Annotated in this window: 14 protein-coding genes; 7 read left to right on the forward strand and 7 right to left on the reverse strand. The window is 29.2% G+C overall.

From position 1 onward, the window contains the following. Positions 1–165 precede the first annotated feature (165 nt). Positions 166–1,410, reverse strand: a complete 1,245-nt coding sequence (locus tag JJC02_02700; protein UDN55118.1) for a D-alanyl-D-alanine carboxypeptidase — start codon at positions 1,408–1,410, stop codon at positions 166–168. 42 nt (positions 1,411–1,452) lie between these two features. Then, entirely contained in the window at positions 1,453–4,287 is a 2,835-nt protein-coding gene (locus JJC02_02705) for a sigma 54-interacting transcriptional regulator (GenBank protein ID UDN55119.1), read from the reverse strand. A gap of 775 nt (positions 4,288–5,062) precedes the next feature. Here JJC02_02705 and JJC02_02710 point away from each other — a divergent pair. From JJC02_02710 to JJC02_02740, 7 genes are all read left to right on the forward strand, one after another. Then, the gene (locus tag JJC02_02710; protein ID UDN55120.1) at positions 5,063–5,824 is read left to right on the forward strand and encodes a threonine/serine exporter family protein; all 762 of its coding nucleotides are present in this window, start codon (positions 5,063–5,065) and stop codon (positions 5,822–5,824) included. Further along, entirely contained in the window at positions 5,825–6,319 is a 495-nt protein-coding gene (locus JJC02_02715) for a threonine/serine exporter family protein (GenBank protein ID UDN55121.1), read from the forward strand. It begins immediately after the preceding gene. A gap of 220 nt (positions 6,320–6,539) precedes the next feature. Beyond that, the gene (locus JJC02_02720) at positions 6,540–7,718 is read left to right on the forward strand and encodes a hypothetical protein (protein ID UDN55122.1); all 1,179 of its coding nucleotides are present in this window, start codon (positions 6,540–6,542) and stop codon (positions 7,716–7,718) included. Positions 7,719–7,967: 249 nt separating this feature from the next. Beyond that, positions 7,968–9,575: a DUF4118 domain-containing protein gene (locus JJC02_02725; protein ID UDN55123.1), complete on the forward strand. Its 1,608-nt coding sequence runs from the start codon at positions 7,968–7,970 to the stop codon at positions 9,573–9,575. Then, complete coding sequence (locus tag JJC02_02730; protein ID UDN55124.1) at positions 9,566–10,270, forward strand: response regulator transcription factor; 705 nt, start codon at positions 9,566–9,568, stop codon at positions 10,268–10,270. The genes JJC02_02725 and JJC02_02730 overlap by 10 nt, the downstream gene beginning before the upstream one ends. Before the next feature lie 884 nt (positions 10,271–11,154). Further along, on the forward strand, positions 11,155–14,253 hold the full coding sequence (locus JJC02_02735; protein ID UDN55125.1) for a bifunctional diguanylate cyclase/phosphodiesterase: 3,099 nt from the start codon (positions 11,155–11,157) through the stop codon (positions 14,251–14,253). A 65-nt stretch (positions 14,254–14,318) separates the two neighbouring features. Beyond that, complete coding sequence (locus JJC02_02740; protein ID UDN55126.1) at positions 14,319–15,605, forward strand: transcriptional regulator; 1,287 nt, start codon at positions 14,319–14,321, stop codon at positions 15,603–15,605. A 129-nt stretch (positions 15,606–15,734) separates the two neighbouring features. On the opposite strand, the gene JJC02_02745 is transcribed toward JJC02_02740, so the two are convergent. The 5 genes from JJC02_02745 to JJC02_02765 all read right to left on the reverse strand — a co-directional run bounded on the left by JJC02_02745 (position 15,735) and on the right by JJC02_02765 (position 21,520). Continuing rightward, positions 15,735–16,841, reverse strand: coding sequence for a M20/M25/M40 family metallo-hydrolase (locus JJC02_02745; protein UDN55127.1), 1,107 nt, complete (start codon positions 16,839–16,841; stop codon positions 15,735–15,737). 34 nt (positions 16,842–16,875) lie between these two features. After that, positions 16,876–18,417 carry an AbgT family transporter gene (locus JJC02_02750; GenBank protein ID UDN55128.1) on the reverse strand — a complete coding sequence of 514 codons (1,542 nt, stop codon included), beginning with the start codon at positions 18,415–18,417 and terminating at the stop codon, positions 16,876–16,878. Between the two features lie 454 nt (positions 18,418–18,871). Beyond that, complete coding sequence (locus tag JJC02_02755; protein ID UDN55129.1) at positions 18,872–20,182, reverse strand: amidohydrolase; 1,311 nt, start codon at positions 20,180–20,182, stop codon at positions 18,872–18,874. Between the two features lie 12 nt (positions 20,183–20,194). After that, positions 20,195–20,665, reverse strand: coding sequence for a hypothetical protein (locus JJC02_02760; protein UDN55130.1), 471 nt, complete (start codon positions 20,663–20,665; stop codon positions 20,195–20,197). A 3-nt stretch (positions 20,666–20,668) separates the two neighbouring features. Then, the gene (locus JJC02_02765) at positions 20,669–21,520 is read right to left on the reverse strand and encodes a DUF3100 domain-containing protein (protein UDN55131.1); all 852 of its coding nucleotides are present in this window, start codon (positions 21,518–21,520) and stop codon (positions 20,669–20,671) included. Positions 21,521–21,611 lie beyond the last annotated feature (91 nt).

Consider the following 21,611-nt stretch of genomic DNA (forward strand, 5'->3'; position numbering starts at 1 on the left):
AGATAGTAAAACTAGCTTAAAAACATAATATAATAATACCCTATACAAAATAGTGGCAACTCTCCCTCACATCCTCAATTGTTGCCACTATTTTAATTTTTTGTATAAAACAAAAAACCCCACTATAAAGCAGGGTTTCCATTAATCTCATCTAATTTTTCGATATTAAGCCTTAAAACAAACAGAATTTTTAACTTCAAGCTTTCTATTTATCTTAGCAACCTTAATCTTAATCTTATCTTTCAAAGGAATACATCCTATATTACTCTCACTTCTCACATCAACACTTCCAACAAACTTACCAGAATCATTATAATACTTTGCAACACCAACAATATCTCCCTTATGAATAGGATAATTCATATTTTTAAACACTACCTTAGGATTAATATTCTCGTTATCTGAAACAACACCATACAAATCTTTATCAACCTTAACCGTTATTTTAAAATCATCAATACCATCAACACAAGGAGTTTCTATAATGTCCCCTTTATGGGCTATCTTTTTAGAATGGAAATTATCTTTACCATACTTCAATAAACTAGAAGAAGAAGAAATTCTATTTTTCTTATTGCCATCACCAAGTACAACACCTATCAATCTATGATTTCTTTCGTTTTTAGCATCTTTAGGTACAATCATAGAAAATGCAAGACAATATCCAGCATTATCTGTATAGCCTGTCTTTATTCCGTCAACACCAGGTACTGAAACAAGTAGGGGATTTGTGTTATAATGTGTAAAATCTTTTTTTGTGTCATTGTATACTTGCATAGTAGTTATTCTAGTAACTTGATTTTCATAATGGTCATACATATACTTTCCAAGTGCGACTATATCATGCGCTGTTGATATATTCTCAATAGGAGGCTCTTTATGCTCTGGGTCAGTATATATAGGAAGCCCATTTGGATTAAAATAATACGTATCAATCATTCCTATTTCTTCAGCTTTATTATTCATCATATTTACAAAATTCTTTTCAGTTTTACCAATATGTTTAGCTATAGCTATAGCAGCATCATTTCCAGATACTAGCATAAGACCTTGCATAAGTTCTCCTAGAGATATTTCATCACCATCTTTAAGTTTACAAGTAGAACCTCCTACTGAAGCTGTAGACTTGTCTATTTTCACCATATCAGTCTCTTTTACTTGATTCTTATCAACTGCTTCTATTGCAAGTAAGAAGGTCATCATTTTACTTAAACTTGCTAAAGGCATTTTTTCATCACTGTTTTTTTCAAATAATATTCTTTTAGTTTCCTGGTCTATAAGCAGTGCTGCTCTTGAAGCGTTTGGGACTGGTGGAGTATCTGCAAATGCAAATCCAGGAGTTATAAATATAAAAATCAATGCAAGTATTATTAACTGTTTTATTTTTCCTTTCAAAATCTCATCCTCCATTTCATATATTAATCGACATGCACAAAATAGGTGCTGTAAATTTTATTTATTTAGATACTCATTAATCATATCTATTATATAAGCAATTTCTTCATCTGGTATCAAAATATTAAAATAAGCTTCTGTTGGCTTAAAGGCTTCCCGTATTAAACTATACAGTTCATAATTTTTACTAATTAACTCAGTAATGTTATTATATGGAAAAGTTGTATTTTTAAAACATCGTTCTATCATAAAAGAGCAATGTAGTATATATCCTAGCTTAAATTTGCTTTTCAAGTCTTCATCTATTAATTCTATTATTGAAAATAAGGATGAATTGACATAGTTGAATAATTTAACGGAGTCCAAAAGTTCTAAGTTTTGAGTCATAAAGTTTATTATTAAGCTGTTGTATGATAGATTTCTCTCTTTTATATTGGCAATACTATTGGCATTGAATGTACCTTCTATTATTTTGTTTAGCATATCTAGACCATATCCATTTAGCAGTTCTTCTATGTGTATAAATGGGGTATTAGCTACATTAAAATCAACACTGCCAACAACTGCCAGTATTTTAGTATTACTAAATTTATTTCTATACATTTTATAACTCTCTATATTATGAGGAACTAAATTAATATTGTATTTATTAATACTTTTAAGTGAAGAATTTATAAAGTCTGCTATCTTCATAGCTGAACCATAACCTGTTATACAAGTCGTTATTATGACATACTCTCTTGACTTCTCAGGATAGTTTATTTCTGTTGAATCAATTGCTGCTCGTCCAATGTATGGATTTAAAGAGCTTAAGGAGTTAGCTAATTCATCCAAAGTCATTTCTGGTAGTGTGCTTTTTCTTACTGCCTCTAAAACTATTGGAGTAGACACCATTTCAATCGAACGAGTTTTAATTTTTGTTTTTTCTGAAATAAGTTCTCCAAAAGCTATAAGAGAGCCCATATCTGTTAAAAGAAGTACACCCTTACCTTCGTCACATTCTTTTACCAATTCTATAGCTTTATCAAGTATAGTACTTACCTTTACATCAAGAGGCATGTCAATTGCATTACAGTGGTTCGTACCAAGTAATGAATTTGCTACATCACACATACTGCTTGCTGTTGAATTTCCATGAGCAAGTATTATGACCCCTATACTTTCAGATTGATTATCTGGTTCAAGATACGTGCTATTTAGGAACATAGATATAAATTTTACCTCATCCTTAGGTAAAGATGTTTGTAAGTCATTTTCAATTATACTTAAAACTATTTTAGCTATATTTAAATCTTTATCTAAGAAAATTTTATCATTATATAAATTGTACTTAGGATTGTATGTGTCTTGATTTATATTTTCTATAAGTGCACTTATATGCATTGAAAGAGCAATATAAGTTTGTTTTGTATATTTGTTTCTCGATATTTTTTCAGCCTCTTTTAAAGAATGTTCAACAGCATAGTATATCTTTGGGTTGATTACTTTAAAAATTTCATTACTTGTATAATCAGAATGGGTTACTGAAGATATCGAAAGTAATTTTGTAGAGTACTTTTCCATGTAATTTATAAACATACTCCTTATATCATTTTCCAGATAAGGAATCTCTGTAGAGTACTTGAATCCATTGTCTTGTGTATCTATATTGTATTTAGATAGTTCTTTTGTATACTCAACCTCTAAGTTGTTACCATTAAATTCATAAAAAAGCATATAATCAAGTTCTGATAATTTATTTAGATTACTACGATTTTCATTTAATTTTAAAAGACCAGTATAGATGTAATCAGGGACAAGAGACAAATCTATTTCTATATTATCCTTAAGCCCAGTTTTGTAATTTAAAAAGGCTCTTGCACTCATAAGTTGTATGTCAGATTTAAGCTGACCTATATTACCAAAACAATCATAAAGGAGTAGTGATTTAATTACATCTTTGTGAACTCTTATAGTTGCATTGGTGTATTTTGACTCTATAATAAAGAAGTATTTAATAAGAGATAATCTTTCTTTTAAGGACCTATCCTGTAAAGCAGGTAGGTTAATTGTAACAGGGATTCTTCTTAAAAAAGTCCCAAGTAGGGAAGAATGTATATCTTCTGTTGTGGCACACACAATAAAAACAGTAGCTTTGTGTACTATGTCGGATTCTCCTAATCGTCTGTATATGCCCTTGTCCATCAAAAGAAAAAGCATCTCTTGACCTTCTGGTGGTAATCTGTGTATTTCATCTAAGAATAATATACCTCCATCAGCCTGTGCAACTATCCCGAATTTATCCTTATTAGCACCAGTAAAAGAACCTTTAACGTATCCAAATAAATTGCTTAATAGTAAGTTAGCATTCTCTGCATATTCAGCACAGTTAAATACTACGAATTTGCTTTCAGAAGAAAAGACTCTACTTTCTACAGCATATTTATACATTGTTTCGGCAAATGTGCTTTTTCCAACACCAGTAGGTCCTATGAGTAATGTATTAAGACCTTTTGGAGGATAGAGTATAGCAGATTTAGCTTTTTCTATAGGTAGCTTAAGGCTAGAATCATGTCCAAGTAATGTTGAAAAAATATCTTCTGAGTCATTTTTGCTTGATTTAAGTAGTTCATTACAATTACTTATAGAAAATTCATCACTGTTTAAAATACGACCAATTAAATTTTCTATAATACCAGCATGTAGAAATAAAATTGGTTTGCCATGTATTTTTATAACTTTTTTTTCATTATATAGGCTATTTAATTCTTTACTGGTATTACTTCTATCAAGAGATGAATGGTTAGCAATTTCTATTGTAGTAAATCCAGTTTTCTCTGACTGAAGGTCTTTTAAAGTTATATTTTCACATAATTTATGTAGTGATAATAGAACTTTATCTTTTCTTAGCATATACTGTCTCCTTTCTTTATATTTAAACTATATTTAAGTTATATTAAATATATTATAATATATATTTAGTATTAAAATAAGGTTTATAGTGGATATTTTGCATTTTACTTTTTAATATGTTGTTTTGTGTAATAGATGGTGCTAAAATAAGAGTTGCATTATATTAGATATAGATTTTTATAGATTTAAGTAGAATATTATGTTGTTACATAAGGAAATATAAGTTTTTCAATATATTTCAATATATGTAGTATCATTTATTATATGTAATACCATTTATTGATGTATGGTCGATATAATTGATGTATGGTCGATATATATGAAGAGATATGAAAAAACTGATACAGTTTAAGAATAATTTACATATATACATTTAATACATATATACACTTACGAATTATGTTTTGCATCATAAAAATTACGTTTTATACTGTAGATATATAATATTAAGTTATTGTAAAACTTAAAGAGCCAAGATAAAAAATTAAAAAAGATATAACTTTATTTGAATAAAAAGTTATACAATTTAAAAGGTTATATAAATGGTTGAAAGTGTTTGTCAAATATTAATTCAGCCATTTTATGGTGTAAACAAGCTTAAAATCCAATTTTGACAAGCATAAAAAATAAGTTTTTTCATAAAATGTAAATATTGGATAGTGAATTATTTAAAATAGTTTAAATAAACAACATCTTGTAATAAAATATGAATAACATTATAAAAGACTTGTAATAAAATAGGAATAACAATATAAAAGAATGGGAGATATGTTTTGTGGATATAGATAGAATTTTAAACTTTTCCTCAAATGCAGGTAAAGCTATGTTGCAAAGTGGAGGAGAAACTTATAGAGTTGAAGAAACGATAACTAGAATATGTCAATCTTTTGGAATAGAACATGTAGACGTATTTGCGACTCCGACGGCTGTAATGGCATCTGTGTTTGTAGATGGGAAATTATATTCAGCAATTAAAAGAATAAGCTCAAGAAGAGTAGACTTAAACTTGGTTCATGAAGTTAACTCACTATCAAGAGCAATAAGTATAAATAATTTAGATATTGAATTATGTGAGAAAATCTTAGATGAAATAAGTGAAGATAACTATTACTCGGATTTAATGACAATATTTTTTGCAGGTATTGCAGCAGCAACTTTTTCGATATTATTTGGAGGAAATGTGGAAGAATTTATAGCTGCATTTACTGTGGGGATTCTGACTAAGTTTGTTATTATGTACTTAAGTAAATCCTCACTCAATGACTTCTTTGTAAATGCAATCGGAGCAGTTCTTATAGCTTCTTGTTCGATTGTAATTTTGAAGCTCGGATTCATAAAGACGCTAGACCACCTAATAGCAGGAGCAATAATGCTCTTAGTCCCTGGGCTCGCTTTGACTAACGCATTAAGAGATTTGCTAGATGGACAGTTGATTTCTGGTCTTGCAAAATTAGCAGAAGTATTTTTTATAGGTGTATCTATAGCAGTAGGAATGTTCTTGGTACTTGGATTGTACTTCAAGTTAGGGGGGATATAAGTGCATTTGTTTATAGAAGTAATAGCAGCTTTTTTTACAGCCTTAAGCTTTGGAGTTTTATTTAATATGAAAGGAAAGAATTTAATACTGGCAGGAATAGGTGGAAGTATAGCTTGGTTTTCTTATAAATTTTGTTTAAATATGGGGGTAACAGAAAACCTATGTTTTTTTATAGCTACAGTTTGTTTTGCAATATATTGTGAGTTATGTGCTAGAATTTATATGACTCCAGCGACTACATTGAGTGTTTGTTGTTTAATAATGTTAGTACCTGGTTATGGAATATATAATACTATGTATTCTGTCTTAACTAATAATTATATTAAAGCTGTAGAATATGGTGTGAGTACATTATCATGTGCAAGCTCAATTGCATTGGGATTAGTATTTATAACTACTGTATTTAGAAAAGTCAACTTGTACGGAGTGATTACAAAAATAAAAGAAAATGAAAAATATAAAAATAGTATAAATAAAATTAAACAACAAAAATAGAAAAAATTGACTTTTAAACAAAAGGGTGATAATATAATAACATAAAATAGAATAAGAGTATCCAAATAAGATATTCTTATTCTATAAACGTGATTTTTTTTTATTTCAAAAAACTGACAACTTGCATTACGGGTGTAAGTTTTAGAACACAGTTTGTATTAAAAAATTTGTACCAATATTAAGAACCTTAATTTAAAATTAAAAGGGGGAAGATTTCAAGATGGAAAAGCTGTCGGATAAGAGAAGAGTCAAGGCAGTAAGTATGGAAACCTTCGTATTTATTGTACTATTGGCAATAGGATTTGGATATGTAGGAAGCATCATGGGTGCAGGAATGATGTTTAAAGTAATAATGAGTACAGCCCATGCGCTTTTATTAGACACAGTATTTTTAATAATGGCAATGGCAGTTCTTGCAGGTGCACTTAGTGCATTGCTTTCAGAGTTTGGAGTAATATCTTTAGTTAATAAGATATTTAAGGGTCTTATGAGACCTATATGGGGCTTACCTGGTGCTAGTATAGCAGGTGTAGTTGCAACATATTTATCTGATAATCCAGCTATTATACCATTTGCTAAAGACAAAACATTTACACAATATTTTAAGAAGCATCAAGTACCTGCTTTATGTAATTTAGGAACAGCCTTTGGTATGGGACTTATTGTAACAACTTTTATGATAGCTCAAGGTAAAGAATATGTACTACCAGCTATAATAGGTAACGTTGGGGCAATAATAGGTAGTATTATTAGTGTTAGAATTATGTTGACTTTTACTAAAAAGTATTATAATTATGACCCTAAAAGCGATACTGAAAAGCAAGTAAATGAAAAAAGTGCAAAGATTGAAGAATTTAGAGAAATAAGAGATGGTAATGTGTTCCAAAGAACATTGGATGCTATACTTGAAGGTGGTAAGCTAGGTGTTGAAATGGGTATGGCTATAATACCAGGAGTTTTAGTAGTTTGTACATTAGTTATGTTATTGACTTTTGGACCATCTACAGACCCTGCTACAGGTCAAGCTGTTTACACAGGAGCTGCATATGAAGGTATAAAATTATTACCTGCTATTGGTGATAAGATTAGCTTTATAATAGAGCCATTATTTGGATTTACATCACCAGAAGCAATAGCATTCCCTGTAACTGCATTAGGAGCTGTTGGAGCAGCAATATCTTTAGTACCAGAATTTATAAAATCAGGTGCTATAACTCCTAATGATATAGCAGTATTTACAGCAATGGGTATGTGTTGGAGTGGATATTTAAGTACACACATAGGTATGATGGATGCTTTAGACGCAAGACCATTAGCTGGTAAAGCGATACTTTCGCATACAATAGGTGGTTTATGTGCAGGTATATGTGCCCACTTTATATTTATGCTTGTTGGATAAGAATATTCCATAAATCAAATATTATAATTTATAAAGTTGAATAAAACTAATGATTTAAGTATATAAAAATTAAATTAGTAATTTAAATATATAGAGGTGCTGTTTTGAAATAGAGATTTATTTTGAGACAGCACCTTTTAGTAATTTAAGTACATTAATTAAATGTATTGATTGAATTTATTATGATAAAATTGTATTATATACAATAGAGCCAATTTAAACAGTAATAATAAGGAGGAATTGTAGTAGATGAAAAAGGAACGACTACAACATGAAGACTTAAAAGAGTACGATTATGATGAAGATGGCTATCTCAGTAAAAATATAATTATTAAGGACTTTATAAAAACTATATTAGTTATGATGATTGCTACTGGAATATCAGTAGTTTTTGAAAAAGTAGGTTTTAATGAATCTAATATTATACTAGTATACATATTAGGTGTACTATTTGCTACAAGTATAACATATGGATATTTTTTTGGAATACTTTCTTCAGTAATAGGAGTTCTATCATTTAATTTTTTCTTTACACATCCATTATATACTTTTTTAGCTTATAGAAAAGATTATCCTATAACTTTTTGTATTATGCTGATGGCAGCAATTATAACAAGTACTTTAACTTCTAGGATAAAAAGAGAAGTAAGACTTTCTCATAAAAGAGAAAAAATGATAAGATTACTTTATGAGAATAACAAAACGTTGCTTAAAGCAAAAAATAAAAATCAAATTATTGAATTCTGTGGGTCTAATTTAGTGAATATATTAAATAGAACTGTTATAGTGACTATTGCAGATGATAACAATAATCTAGGTAAGCCAAGTATTTATATTTGTAACAATGATGGAAGCGAGAATATATTCCATTCAGTATTAGAAAAGGAAGCTATAAAAGAAGCTTTTAGGACAGGTAATCCAGTTGGAATTGGGACAAAATATTGTAAAAATAGCAGTGCATATTATTTTCCTATAAAAGGTCAAGAATCAAATGTTCTTGGTGTTATAGGTATTGCATGTTTTAAAATAGATATTATTACAGAAAATGAAAAGATACTGTTAGAAGCAGTTTCAACACAGGTTGCGTTGGCAATTGATAGAGAAAATTTATTTGAAAAGAATAAAAAAGCAAATCTCGAGGCAGAGAGGGAACGATTAAGAGGAAACTTACTTAGGTCAATTTCTCATGATTTAAGAACTCCACTTACAAGTATATTGGGTTCATCTTCAACCATACTTGAAAATGATGATGTGATAGATAAAGAAACTAGAGTAGAATTATTGAAAAATATATATGAAGATACGAGTTGGTTAACTCATTCTGTTGAGAATATACTTAGTATGACCAGAATAGATGAAGGAAAATTGGATATTGAAAAACGACCAGAGGTTGTTGATGAAATAATAGCTGAATCCATATTAAGAGTCAAAAAGTTTGCCAATAGTAGAGATATACAAACCAATATTCCAGATGAGATAATAATAGTTCATGTGGATGTATTATTAATAGAGCAAGTTTTAGTAAACTTAATTGATAATGCTATAAGGCATACACCTAAGAATTCTAAAATAGAACTAACTGTAAAAAAAGAATCAAAGCAAGTACTATTTGAAGTTGCAGATAATGGAAAAGGAATACCAAATGGAGATATCGGGAATATTTTTAATAGATTTTATACTAAGAATAAGTATAGAAATCTTGAAAGAAGAGGTATTGGTCTTGGATTAGAGATATGTAAATCTATAGTAGAAGCTCATGGTGGAGAAATTGTCGCCTTTAATAATCCTTCTGGAGGAGCTACGTTTAGATTTAGTATACCTATATATGAGAAGGAGGCGAAAGACAGGTGGAAATAAAGCCATTAGTTCTAATTGTAGAAGATGACAAACCAATTTGTAAATTTATAAAAGTATCTCTTGAAACTCAGAATTATAGGTGTGTAGAGACGGATAATGGAGGAACGGCTATATCGCTTATACATTCTCTTGACCCAGATTTAATAATTTTGGATTTAGGGCTACCAGATATTGATGGAATTGAGGTAATAGGACGAGTTAGAGCGTGTGCCAAAACTAATAAAATAATTGTTGTTTCAGCAAGGGAGCATGAGAGGGATAAGGTTGAGGCTTTAGATGGAGGAGCAGACGATTATTTGACTAAACCTTTTAGTGTAACAGAGCTTTTAGCTAGGATACGTGTAGCACTTAGAAATAAAGTTCAACAAGACAATATAAACAATGATGCTCCAAAGTCCTTTGAGGTAAAAAATCTAAAGATAGATTATGAAAATCATATTGTGTCAATTAATGATGAAGAAATACATTTAACTCCAATTGAATATAAGATTATTGAGTTAATGTCTAAATACTCTGGAAGAGTCTTAACTCATAAATTCATAATAGATAAAGTTTGGGGAAATTACTATGAAAGTGAAAACCAGTCGCTTAGAGTTTTTATGGCAAGTATAAGAAGAAAAATTGAAAAGAATCCTGCTCAGCCAGAATATATTTTGACTGAGGTTGGAGTAGGTTATCGTATGGTAGATGAGTAGTAATCGGATAGAAATTATTTATTATATGAGAAGATATAAGTACTTTAAACCTAATAGAAATAACTATGTATGTTCTACAATAAAAGAGGTTGTCTCAAAATAGAGAGATAAGCCTCTTTTTCATTGTTGAAATGATGAAAATATATTTGATTTTATACAAAAAAGAGTGCTTCATGAACTAAAAGGTTTATTTTGAGACAATATCATCTTAAATTTACATAGCTATTTTTATTTTTAAAATAAATTTTTCATAGGATAATATATATTTTACATTTTAAAAATGATAAAAGTATTGAAAATAGTTTTATTGGTAATATTATGTTGTTTTACATCATTTATGTTGTTTTACACCATAAAGAAGATTTGTATTTATTTGTAGTAAATAAGTATGAAAATGAGTTATCTACATTTATAAAACTAACAATAGAGATTTTATTATAGCAGATAATCAAGGTTTAGACTTTTTTTGACATAAAAAATTGCCTTTATATCTTTTTACGTTAGTCTTTGTGCTATTATTAATATATCAAAAAATAATCTAAATAGTTTATTATTATTGAAGAAATTTTAATATATAATAGTTTTATATTTTTAAATTAATAAGGTCTTATCTTTCTATATAATTGAAATACTTAATTGATAGGAATATTTGTCGTTTATATGATTAGGAATTGCAAATATCTAATATCATAATTATAGATATACTAAATTAAGTATTGCAAAACTCTATCCTATGATTGATATAATGATGAAAAATATTGTTAAAAAATATAAAGCTATTAAAATGATATTTTCAGATATAAAAAAACATAATATCATTGCCAAATACATATCAAAATTTTAAAAGCTTCAAAATTTCAATCTAGATAAAAGGAGAGATATAAATGGATATAATAAATTTAATAGATGAGTTGGATGAAATTGTATATGTTTCTTCTTTGGATACGTATGAGCTTTTATATATTAATAAAATTGGGAAAAAGATAATGGGTCTTGATGATATCTCTCATAGAAAATGCTATGAAGCATTACAAGGGAAAGATACTCCTTGTGAATTTTGTACGAATTCTATTTTAAAAGAAGATGAATATTACATATGGGAAAATACAAATATTCGGACAAATAGACATTTTATATTAAAAGACAAGTTAATTAAGTGGGAAGGAAAATATGCACGATTAGAAATAGCTCTTGATATTACAGAAAAAGAAAATGTAAGTAAATCAATAGCAGAGAAATTAGAGATAAAGGAGTTATTAGTTGGATGTATTAAACATCTTATAACAGAATCTAATTTTTATGATGCTGTAAATATTGTATTAAGCAATATTGGTAAATTTCATAAAGCTGATAGAGCATATGTTTTTGAAGTATCAGAAGATAGAAAAAAAATAACTAATACATATGAATGGTGTGATGAAGGTATTGATGAACAAAAACAGTCACTAATAAATCTTGATATTAAAGAATTAAAAAATTGGTTTTTATTGTTTGAGCAAAAAGGTTCTGTGATAATTGACAATATAGAAAATATAAAGGAAATATACCCAATAGAATATGAAATTTTAAAACCTCAAAAAATTAAAAGTTTAATGGCATCTTCATTAAAACAAGATGATAAAATAATAGGATTTATTGGAGTTGATAATCCACATAAGGCTGTTAGAGACACCTCTCTTTTGACATCCCTATCTTATTTTTTATTAACTGAGATGGAAAAGAGGAAAGTAGAAAATAAATTAAATTATATGAGTTACTATGACTTATTGACTGGTGCATATAATAGAAATAGATATATTAAGTATATAGATAATTTTCAAAAATGCAAAGTTAAATCTATAGGAGTTGTATTTATAGATATAAATGGATTAAAAGACATTAATGATAACTTTGGACATGCTAATGGGGATTCTACTATTATGTCAGCCTGTGTAAGAATAAAAAAATACTTTCATTCTCATAATGTTTACCGTATTGGAGGAGATGAGTTTGTTGTATTATGTGAAGATATCCCAAAACAACTATTTGAAGAATTAGTAGTTTGGTTAAGTGAAGAATTTAAAGATAACATGTTATATGGTGCAGCAGTAGGAAGCGTTTGGAGTGAAGATGATATTGATATAGAGAAATTGATTAAAGTTGCAGATGAGAGAATGTACCAAGATAAGAAAAGATACTATAATAAGACCAAACTTAGAAATAATGAAATAGATGTAATTAGTGATTTAACTGATTTGAAGAGTAATATTTTGTTTAAACATGGAGATTTAGATAATAAGGTGTATTTTGACGATTTAATGATAGAAGGATATTCTAATGATTATAAAAAACTAGCTTATAATACATATGATGTAATTTTGTCTATTTGTATGGATACAAATTTAATTACCCCAATTTATCAATCAGAGAGTAATATTTTTAGTTTTCCTATAAAGGAGAATCTTGAGAAAACTTTCTCATATATTAAAAAATATTTAATTCATCCTGATGATATAGTATTATTTGATGGTAACAGATTTTTGAAATCTATTGATAGTCTTAATAATGAACAAGACGATTTAGAACTAACTTTTGAGTATAGACGTTTGGGAATAGATAAAAAGTATTATTGGGCATTAATTTATATACTAAAAATTAGCAGTAAAAATAAGTTTGGTGATAAACAGACACATATTTTAGTTGCTATTAAAAATATAGATTATCTTATGCAAATACATAAAAACCAAAAGGATACATTAACAGGATTATACAATTATGAAAGTTTTTGCGAACAAACAAGTTTATTGCTTAAAAGGAATCCTGACAAACGCTATACTATTATAATGATGGATATAGATAAGTTCAAGGTGATTAATGATATTTATGGCATTAGAGGAGGAGATAGAGCTTTAATATATATTGCAGAATTGATTCAAAAAAACATTGGTTCTAATGGTATATGTTGTCGTATGTATGCAGACGTATTTTGCATTTTTTATGAAAGTTATTCTGATAGAGATGTTCATAAAGTAATTTATAAGATTACAAATACCTTGAATATGAAAAAGTTTGAATGTATGTTAGTACCATGTTTTGGGATTTATAAAATTTTAGATAACCATATTCCAGTTACAAATGCGTGTGAAATGGCAGGGTATGCTCACAAAAAAGTAAAGAAACAGAGCATCAACCATTATATGTTTTATGATGATACTATAAGAAATGATGCTCTTGAAGAAAAGCAGATGGAAAGAGAAATGGAATATGCACTTGAAGATGGGCAATTTCATGTATATTTACAACCTAAGTATAATCTCAATACAAATAAAATTGTTGGTGCGGAGGCACTAGTTAGATGGGTTCACCCAGAAAAAGGTATAATGCCTCCAATTAAATTTATTTCACTATTTGAGAAGAATGGGTTTATTATCAGATTAGATATGTATGTATGGGAACAAGTATGTTCTTTGATTAGAAAATGGATAGATTTGGGTGAGGAACCAGTTCCTATCTCTGTAAATGTATCAAGATTACATTTGCATAATCCACACTTTAGAGATATTGTTTTAAATTTAATAAATAAGTATAATATACCAAAATCCTTTTTAGAATTAGAGCTTACGGAAAGTTTATTTATTAAAGATATAAAGTTATTTACTAAGGTAATAGCTGACCTTAGAATGGATGGTATTGTTTTAAATATGGATGACTTTGGTTCAGCATATTCTTCATTAAATATGTTAAAAAATATTAATATTGATACATTAAAGATAGATTGTGGTTTTTTTAATGAAGAAGGAATTACAGAGAGAGAAAAAATAGTTTTAAAGCACACTATAGCCATGGCAAAAGATTTAGATATGGATGTAGTGGCAGAAGGTGTAGAGACAAAAGAGCAAGCTGAATTTTTAGTGAGTTTGGATTGTGTAGTAATTCAAGGTTATTACTATTGTAAGCCTATTCCAAGTGATGATTTTGAGAACTTACTTTATGCAGGTAAATAAAAGTAGAAGATAGTGAGGATATAATTTTTAGAAAGTATAATATTGATGGATTAGGAGCGAAGTTTATGATAGTGGGTATTATAGGTCCTTCAGACTCTGGGTTTAAGATAAAGGATGATTTAAAACAGATAGACAGCGATTTAAAAACTAAAATATATGTAAGAGAAAAAGTGGTAGATACAATAGAAGTTATTTCTAAATGTGAAGATGAATGTGATGCTATTATATTTACAGGATGTGCAGTTTATGAATTTATAAAATCTAAGTATGAGATAAGTAAGCCACATTCATTTGTACCGAGAAGTGGGACGAGTATAATGAAGGCATTTTGGGCAATAAAAAGTGAAAATATAAAATTAGATAAATTCAGTATAGACGTAGTTGATAGATATGTTGTGGAAGATGCACTTAAAGAGTTTGATATTAAGGCAACGAGTGTATTTTGTAATCCATTTTCTTTGGAAGTAGGAGAGTCTGAACTTGTAAAATGGCATATAAAATTATTTGAAGAAAATAAGACAGATATAATGTTAACTGGTTTTGGTGCAGTATATAATGAATTAAAAGAAAGAGGTTATCCTGTATTTCGTTTACAAGCTACTATACAATTAATCAAAGAAAGTTATGAGAAAGTAAAGAGTGAATATGCTCTAAGTAAGGCAAGATTTTCTCAAATTGCTGTAGAAATATTGAGTCTAATAGATTATAAAGAGAAGATAGATAACTATTATTCTGACATGATAAAAAAATCAGATATGGATAAGCTTGTAGTAAACTATGTGAGGAGTATTCAAGGTTCCTTATTTTTACTTGGAAGAAATGATTATGTTGTATTTGTTCATAAGGGGGTAGCTGATAATGAGTATAATTATGATAAGTTATTCAAACTAAAGAGAGAGATAAAAGATATGGGTTTTTCTCTTAGTATAGGAATTGGTACTGGAGTAACTGCGTATCAAGCTGAAAATAATGCACATAAAGCATTAAGACACTCCATAGATTCAAAAGAAATTGGTATATATTTAGTAGATGAAGATGAAAACATAAGAGGACCTTTAGCTTCAGAAAATGAATTAAATTATTCTTTAATGTTATCTGATGAGAAGTTAATAGAAATAGCTAAAAGGACTGGAATGAGTTGTGAATCAGTTGCAAAACTTATTGCTATAAGCGAAAATAGAAAAAGCAAGATTTATGATTCAAAAGAATTAGCAGAGTATCTAAATGTAAGTGAAAGAAGTGCAAGACGTATATTAAATAAAATAGTGAGTGCAGGTTTAGGTCGAATCTGTGCAAAAGAAACTAGTATTGGTGGAGGGAGACCAAAAAATATTACGGAAATCCTGTTTTAAGAGATTTTATAAAACTGCATAAATTATTATATAAAGCACTAAAAATTATTATATAAAAGTACTAAAACCTATGTAAAACAACTTTTTAAGATATAACTTATAAAGTTGAAGATACATAGGTTTTCATTTTTATAATTTAATCATATGATAAACTATTTTAGCAGTATCATATAATTCATCTATATTTACATATTCATTAACTGTGTGCACATCATACATACCTAGACTTAATATAGCACAATTATATCCAAGATTAGCTAATATATTTGCATCACTTCCACCACCAATTACCATTGGATTTGGAACAATGCCAACTTGTCTTATTGCTTTTTCACTTAACTTGAAAACATGACTATCTCTACTAAGTTCAAAACTAGGATAAGACATATTATGTTCAAAAGTATAAGTAGTATTAAATTTAAATGCAGCATCGCTACAACATTTTTCCATATGATTAAGCTCATACTCTAAAGTTTCAGGTATATGAGACCTAATTTCAGCAGTCAATGTAACCTTATCAGTTACTATGTTTGTAGCCCCACCGCCTTCTATTTTACCTATATTTGAAGTGGTCAATGAATCTATCCTACCTATATGCATATTGCTTATTGCATGAGAGGCTACCAATATAGCATTTATACCTTTTTCAGGCTCTATACCAGCATGTGCTTTCTTTCCATGAAAAGAGATTTTTATGGATTGTTGAGCAGGTGCTTTATATGCTATCGAACCAATAGCTCCACCAGAATCTAAAATCACAATATCTTTACAAGGCAAGTTGTCAGGATTAAAGTTTTTAACACCATGCATACCAGCTTCCTCACAGATTGTAAAACAAAGATAAATGTCTCTATGTGGTATTTTTTCTGTAATGACATGTTCTAAAGCTTCAAGTATAGCAGCTATTCCAGCTTTATCATCTGCACCAAGTGTAGTAGTTCCATCACTTCTAACTACATTACCATCTAGTACTGGTTTTACACCTAAACAAGGTTGAACTTGGTCCATATGTGCACACAAACAAAGCGGTCTACTTCCTTCTTCACCTTTTATATAGGCTATTACATTACCTGTATTACCGCCGTATTTTTCACCAGCATTATCTATAACGGCGTCTATGTTTCTTTCTTTTAAATAGTTTACTAGCCACTTAGACATTTCTAATTCTTGATTAGATGGGCTATCAATTCTAACCATATCCATAAAATTATTTATAAGTCTATTTTTATCTAACATAAGCTACTTCTCCTTTTAGAAAGATTTAAATAAATTACATGCTATATGAAGGAAGTATTCCAGGACCTAGTGGAATATTAAATACCATAAATAATATTAATAGTATAGTCCACACTATTAAGAATGATATAGAGTATGGTATCATATTAGCAATTACAGTACCCATACCAGCATCTTTATCGTATTTTCTTGTGAATGCTAGTATAATAGGGAAGTACGGAAATAATGGGCTAAGCGGATTTGTGATACAATCACCTATACGATAAGCCATTTGAGTAAGTGCTGGATTATATCCAACCATCATAAACATTGGTACAAATATAGGTGCAAGAATAGCCCATTTTGCAGATGCACTGCCTATAAATAAATTTATAAAGCATGATAATATAATAAATCCTATCAATAATAAAGGTCCATTTATTCCTGCTGATTTTAAAAACTCTCCACCTTTTACAGCTAGTATCAGACCTAAATTACTATTTGTGAATAATTGTAAAAATTGTGAAGCAGCAAATGCTAGTATTATATATCCACCCATATCACTCATTGCACTAGCCATTATAGAGACAACATCCTTATCCTTCTTTATCTTACCTATAGTTTTTCCGTATACAACACCAGGTATAAAAAATGCTAGTGCTATTATAGGTACCATACCTTTCATAAGAGGAGCATTGTTTGATAGTAAATCTCCTGTTTCTGGGTCAGCTAAGAATGGTTTTTTGCCGATTACACTAAGAGCTATTATGATAGCTACGTATATTAATATACTTATACCAGCTTTTTTAAGCCCTTTCTTTTCTACATTACTAAGACTTCCATCAACATCTAATTCTGCATCTCCTTCATATTTACCAAATCTAGGAGCTACAATTTTTTCTGTTACCCATGTTGCCAAAAGTATTAGAACAAAAGTTGATGCTATCATAAAAAATAAGTTCATTGTTGCATTGGCTTGAAATCCAGAATCAATCATTTGAGCTGCTGGAACTGTAAAACTTGCAGCAAGTATATCATTTACACTTATCATAATGTTTGCTGCAAATCCTAGACAGACTGCTGCATATCCAGAAAATAAACCTATAAGTGGATGTCTGCCAACACCAAGATATACAAGTGCAGCTAATGGTGGAAATAGTATTGTACCTGCATCTGAAGCTATATTGGCAAGCATACCTATAGTCATTACAACAAGAGTTACTCTTGTTTTAGGAATCTTGCTTACTGATGCTTTGATTGTTGCTGTCATAAGTCCTGTTTTGTCACATACACCAGCACCTATCATAGTTACTAAAACTAGACCCAAAGGAGCAAACCCTTGGAAATTACTAACTATATTTCCTAAAAGAATTTGAAGTTGTTCTACAGTCAATAAATTTACAGCCGTTATAGTTTCGCCTGTACCAGGATGAACTACTGAGATACCCATAGAGCCAACTACACTAGATAGTATAAGTAAAAGTACACATAATCCTAAAAATATTGTAACTGGGTCTGGTAGTTTATTACCAACAGTTTCTATTCTGTTTAATGTTCTGTCAAAAAAGTTTTTCTTCTTAACTACGTTATCATTCATAATATCCTCCCTAATGTTTAAAAATATAATTAAAAAATAAGTATTGTGGTCTGATTTATAATGTAAATTCTGGTTATCGATTTAAGACGTGTCCACAATACGTCCTAAAAAAAGTATAAAATAAACTTTTTTTTATGTCAATGTAGTTTTCTGAATTTTCTGGAGAAATAGTGATAATTAAATATGTTTTAAGTAGATTAATGCCGAATTGTATTTAATATATCTGTATGGTATATAGCCTTTAAAATTAATTTTAAAACAAAATTTTATAAAAATCTAGTGGAAGATTAAGTTATTGGTTTTATTAAGAATAATATTTTTTATTTTAGTTTCTGCATTATGACACTGATTTTATAGGAAAGTTAAAAGGATAGGAGTGAGGTATTACAAAAATAAAATATAAAAAAGATGGTATAACTTAGCATATACCATCTCTTATATTATAAAAATAGACCTATAAAGTTTTATCATGTTTTTCTAGGAATGTTAGATATTCCTCTTTAGTCATAACTGGAGTAAAGGCATCTAATATATCCTTAGCATCTTTAGCATTGTCAAAAAGAAGGTCTACAACTGTAAGTGCCATTGCTTTGGCAGGAATTATGTACGCTAAATCTTCATCAACTATTTCAAAATCTCTTGTATGAAGAGCTCCTTTTACACCACCAATCATAGGGTGAAGAGTAGGCATTATATGAGATACATCTCCAAAATCAAAAGAGCCTGTAAAGTCTCCACCATCAATAACTTTTCCTTTTAGACCTAAATCTTCAAGATTGTTTCTAAATAAATTATCAAGATTTTTGTATCGTAATATTGGAAGATAGCCAGGAATCTCAGTTATCTCAACATCAGCTCCAACTGCCATTCCACCAGCCATCAAAGCCTTATTTATTTTTTCATTAGCATCAATCATACCATTTATAGTTCTAGCTCTAACATATGATTCCATATGAACATCAGCAGGAACAACATTTACTATATCTCCACCTTTTGTGATGATAGGGTGGAATCTAACTCTTTCAGATTCTTTAAAAGTTTCTCTAAGTGCATTTACATTGTTTATAGCAAGCATTGCTGCATTTAAAGCATTTATTCCATCATGTGGAGCAGAACCAGCATGAGATTCTTTACCTATAAATTTAACTTTTTTTCCAACAAATCCATTACTTTCAGGACCCACTAGAGCCTTATCTTCTCCTAAATCAGAAGCGTGAAACATCATAGATATGTCTATATCATCAAAATAACCTTTTTTTATTAACTCTTGTTTTCCACCAAAATAAGTTATTTTTCCTTCTTTTTTTAATTGCTCTCTGTATTCCAACTCAATAAATTCTTCAGCAGGAGTAGCCATAAAAGATACTTTACCATCTAAATGTTCTAAAACGCCACTTTTTACTAAACCAACAGCAGCACCTAACATTCCAGCTATTTGAATATTATGTCCACAAGTATGAGAAGCACCTATTTCATTAGCATCTTTATGCTCTTTACATGATATACCATCCAATTCTCCAAGTATAGATATATGAGGACCTTCTTTGCTAGAATTTGCATTTGCTTTACATCCTGTAACTGCTATATTTTTTTCTACAGACAAATTTAATTCTTGCTCAAAAAAGTTTGAAACAGCTTCTGTAGTTTTAAATTCCTTATATCCATATTCTGGGTTTTTGTATATTCCTTGACCTATTTTTAATATTTTTTCTCTATTTTCATCTATAGTTTTTATTACTAGAGATTTTAATTGTTCTTTATTCATAATAAATTCCTCCTATATTTTACCTTGAATACTTAAAACTATATGAGCTATACTTGCACATGCGAAGAATATAGTTGTAAAGACAATAAGTGAGATTATAACTATCTTCCATGACATTTCTTTTAAAGCTTCTATTTTGTTTCCGACAGAAATTCCTGCAAAAGCTAGTAGTGGAGTAGTTATAGCCATAAAGTTAATATTATTAGTGTTAGTTAAGAATACTTCAGATGTTGGGCTATATGGCATACTAAGTAAAAGACCTATTATAGTTGCAAATCCAAATGCTGGAAAGATTGATTTAGGAAATAAATCTTTTATAATCATAGCAGCCATAGCAGCTAATATTAGCATCACCATACCAGGAAGAGCTGTAACTATAGATGTACCAACGCTAATTCTTTGTCCTATAAGAATTATAACTCCAATAACAGACATAACCAATAATTGATATGAACTTTTCTTTAAATTTAAATTAGCAAACATTTATTAGCACTCTCCTTCTGTAGATTTAATTTCTTTAGTCTTTTTATTTCTCGAAAATTTAGGTTCTAAAATCTTATACATAAAATTAGTAAATGGTAAGGATACAAAAACTAAGAATATAATTCCTGTTATACTAGACATCATATTGCTTGTTGCAGCATAGGCAAGTATTGTATCTGCCATTTCAGGTGATACCATGGTAGATAATGAACCGGCAGCAGCTGTCATCATACTTCCACTACCAACACCACAGGCCATTCCCAAAGCATATGGATGAAGACCGCTATAAATAGATATTGAACCTAGTACACTAAAGTATATAGTACCAAGAACTGTTCCCATTAAATATGTACCAAGTACACCACTACCTTCTGGAGAGTTTATTCCATATTTCTCTGATATAACTCCTAAAGAAGGCTCACGGCTTATACTTGCAGTAGCTCCAACGGCTTCTCTTTTCATCCCAAATATTAATGCAAGAGGTAATGCAACGATTGGTGCAAGTATATGACCAAACTCTTGAGCAATGAATGCTGGTCCAGCTTGAATTATCTTGTCAATGTTTGGACCAACTGTAGTACCGTACTTTATACCAAGCATTACTAGTGCAATTCCAACAACTTCACCAGCAATGTTTATTTCTTTTTCGCCAATGACTTTTTTAAGTGATTTAATTTTTTTTCCTAATAAATCTGGTGTTATTATAAGTCCAATTATAACTGCATAAAGCATAGGGAACAGTACTATAGAGGCTTTTCCAATAGCTATAGTTCTTTGCCCTATAAATTCACATATTACTACCAATATTAAGCAAGTTAAAAATACTTGAATAAAATGTTTTTTATTAATTTCCATGATTTCCTCCCCAAAAGAATAAATATTGTACTTATCTGAAATAAAAATTGCGTCTTCTTGAGTGTAATACGTTTTCCTAAATAAAATAGAA

Source organism: Clostridioides sp. ES-S-0054-01 (assembly GCA_021561035.1).
In the GTDB taxonomy this organism is placed as follows: Bacteria; Bacillota; Clostridia; order Peptostreptococcales; family Peptostreptococcaceae; genus Clostridioides.

What these genes read in the sequence shown, in the direction of transcription:
- JJC02_02700 (UDN55118.1), bottom strand. Translation starts at nt 1,410, where the DNA reads ATGGAGGATGAGATTTTGAAAGGAAAAATAAAACAGTTAATAATACTT.
- JJC02_02705 (UDN55119.1), bottom strand. Translation starts at nt 4,287, where the DNA reads ATGCTAAGAAAAGATAAAGTTCTATTATCACTACATAAATTATGTGAA.
- JJC02_02720 (UDN55122.1), top strand. Translation starts at nt 6,540, where the DNA reads ATGGAAAAGCTGTCGGATAAGAGAAGAGTCAAGGCAGTAAGTATGGAA.
- JJC02_02725 (UDN55123.1), top strand. Translation starts at nt 7,968, where the DNA reads ATGAAAAAGGAACGACTACAACATGAAGACTTAAAAGAGTACGATTAT.
- JJC02_02735 (UDN55125.1), top strand. Translation starts at nt 11,155, where the DNA reads ATGGATATAATAAATTTAATAGATGAGTTGGATGAAATTGTATATGTT.
- JJC02_02740 (UDN55126.1), top strand. Translation starts at nt 14,319, where the DNA reads ATGATAGTGGGTATTATAGGTCCTTCAGACTCTGGGTTTAAGATAAAG.
- JJC02_02745 (UDN55127.1), bottom strand. Translation starts at nt 16,841, where the DNA reads ATGTTAGATAAAAATAGACTTATAAATAATTTTATGGATATGGTTAGA.
- JJC02_02750 (UDN55128.1), bottom strand. Translation starts at nt 18,417, where the DNA reads ATGAATGATAACGTAGTTAAGAAGAAAAACTTTTTTGACAGAACATTA.
- JJC02_02755 (UDN55129.1), bottom strand. Translation starts at nt 20,182, where the DNA reads ATGAATAAAGAACAATTAAAATCTCTAGTAATAAAAACTATAGATGAA.
- JJC02_02760 (UDN55130.1), bottom strand. Translation starts at nt 20,665, where the DNA reads ATGTTTGCTAATTTAAATTTAAAGAAAAGTTCATATCAATTATTGGTT.
- JJC02_02765 (UDN55131.1), bottom strand. Translation starts at nt 21,520, where the DNA reads ATGGAAATTAATAAAAAACATTTTATTCAAGTATTTTTAACTTGCTTA.